The 1063-nt window shown below is 48.8% G+C and carries 2 protein-coding genes; both read right to left on the minus strand.

The window, feature by feature from the left end; genetic code table 11:
• Positions 1–482: DUF484 family protein (locus R7Q48_RS24810; protein WP_318132770.1), on the minus strand; the 482-nt coding region annotated here is incomplete at its 3' end.
• Positions 476–1063 (minus strand): diaminopimelate epimerase (dapF, locus tag R7Q48_RS24815; protein WP_318132772.1); only part of this gene is annotated, 588 nt, incomplete at its 5' end. The genes R7Q48_RS24810 and dapF, both read right to left, overlap by 7 nt.

The following is a 1063-nucleotide window of genomic DNA, read 5'->3' on the forward strand; positions in this document are numbered from 1 at the left end:
CGCAAGCGGCCCAAATAAGCCTCTTTGCCATTTAGGTGGTTGGTCGCAAAACGCTGGTAATGTTCTTTGCTAAGTTGCGTCGATGCATCGCATTGGCTAAACAAGCGAACATACGCACGCAGTCCGAGATCTTTGGCTTTTAGCTCTATCGCGCTAATAACTTGCTTGAAGTCACCGCACTTTAGAATCGAGCCCTGCAAATCCATGAACTCGTAGAAGGTACGATCGTTGTTTGCCGCAAGCGACATTAACGTGGTGATCTCTTCTTCAAGCTCTTCAATACGCTGACGCTGGCGATTCATTTGAATATGCACCAACGAAACCGTACCTAAATCCGAATGTGGAAAAGACAGACGATCCACCAGCTCAGGGCGCTCAACAAAAAAGTCAGGGTGATCTTTTAGGTATTCAGCCACCACTTCTGCAGTTAATGCGTCAGCTTCAACTTGAGACAAACCGTTTCCTTTTTCTTTGACTAGCACGACAGTTGACCATCAAATACGTGAGTAGCAGGACCTGTCATAAAGAGTGGTTTACCCGGGCCTTGCCAAGAAATATGCAGCTCACCACCAGGTAGCGATACTTTCACACTCTCATCCAAAAGTCCTTGCAAAATACCCACAGCCACCGCGCCACATGCGCCGCTACCACAAGCTTGTGTTTCACCTGCGCCGCGCTCGTAAACTCGAAGACGAATGTGGTCACGACTCACCACTTGCATAAAGCCAGCGTTCACACGTTCAGGGAAGCGTTCGTGTGATTCAAGCAGCGGACCTAGAGTGTCCACATCTGCGGTATCCACGTCATCCACTACTGTCACCACATGCGGGTTACCCATGCTGACAGCGCCACAAAACAGCGTCTTGTCACCCGCGCGCATGATGTAGGTTTTTTCTTTCTGCTTCGCTTTGAACGGAATTTTGTTCGGTTCAAACTCTGGCACACCCATGTTGACCGTCACTTCACCGTCGTCTTCCACATCAAGAATCATCTTACCTTTCTTGGTGCTCACGCTGATGCTGTATTTATTGGTCAACCCTTTCAAACGAACAAAACGCGCGAA

The sequence above is a fragment of the Vibrio sp. 378 genome (genome assembly GCF_033339435.1).